Genomic DNA, 1257 nt, shown 5'->3' with positions numbered 1-1257 from the left:
TGGTTGGGCCCCCGTTAGCAGTCCAGCGTCTATGCGATAGCTGATTGGTTTTCTTGCGTCCAGGTTTCCCAGTAGCGTTTCGGCGTCATGCCGTTCAGGGATCCGTGGGGCCGTACATGATTGTAGATAGCTTTCCATTCCTCGGCCAAATACTTCGCTTCGGCCATGGTGTCCATGATTTCGCCGGAGAGTTGTTCCCTTCTGAATTGGGCGTTGAAGGATTCGATGAAGCCGTTCTGCCAGGGTGAGCCGGGGTCGATGAATGCGGTGTCGACGCTGGCGGTGTTGCACCAGCCGATCAGTGCGGCGGCGGTGAATTCCGGGCCGTTGTCACACCTGATGTAGGTCGGTGCGGTGCCGGTTTCGGCGATGATGTTCTCCAGCACCGCGACGACGTCAGTGGCTTTGAAGGACCGGCGCGGGACGATCGCCAGCGCCGTGCGGGTGTATTCGTCGATGACGTTGAAGAACCGGATGTGCCGGCCGCAAGAAGTCACGTCGGACTGGAAATCGAAACTGACCACATGCATCGGATATTCCGCGGTCAGGCGCTTCTGCTCCCCGGCGCCGGGCCCGGTGCGGCGCTTCTTCCGCGCCCTGGCTTTACAAACCAAGCCTTCGTCGCGCCAGAGCCGGCGCACCCGTTTCCTGTTCAGCGCCACGCCCTCCCAGGCAGGCTGGCCCAGCAGGTGCCAGCGGGCCTTCCGCCAACCCCACGCCGGGTGCTGGCTGGCAACGGCGCGCAGGTCCACGCGGAGCTGGGCTTCCTCGAAACCCATGTCGGGTTTCTTCTTCCGGAACGCGGACCGGTTCTGACCCAGAAGCGCGCAGGCGAAGCGTTCGGATGCCCCGAACTTCTCCACCGCCATGCGCACGGCACGGCGGCGGGGTTCGGGGCTCAGAATTTTCCCTTCGCCACCTCGTTGAGGATGTCGATGGCCAGTTCCTTCTCCGCCAGAAGCCGCTTGAGCCGGGCGTTCTCCTTCTCCAGCTCCCTGGTCCGTTTGGACGCTTCGGCGTTCTTCTCGGATCCGTACTGGTTCAACCACCGGTACCAGGTCGCTTCGGTGATCTGGAGCTCCTTGATGACCTCGACCATCGGGCGCCCGTCATTGAGCATTTTCTGGCCCTGCCGGACCTTGGCGATGACCTGCTCGGGGGTGTGTCTGCGTGCCATGATTCGTGAATTTCCTCCTGTGTCCATTCTCGGACACGAAACTCACACAAGCACCGGACTCCTACGCGGGGACCCAACCA

1 protein-coding gene is annotated in these 1257 nt (G+C 62.2%); it reads right to left on the bottom strand.

The window, feature by feature from the left end:
• Positions 1–29: 29 nt before the first annotated feature.
• A protein-coding gene (locus AC6CH8_RS22790; protein ID WP_498192459.1) for an IS3 family transposase occupies positions 30–1177 on the bottom strand; the annotation gives its coding sequence in 2 pieces (ribosomal slippage) (positions 30–904 and positions 904–1177; 1149 coding nt in all).
• Positions 1178–1257: the final 80 nt, after the last annotated feature.

This window comes from Paenarthrobacter sp. GQ52, assembly GCF_059759005.1.
This window is presented reverse-complemented; position numbering and strand designations above follow the sequence as displayed.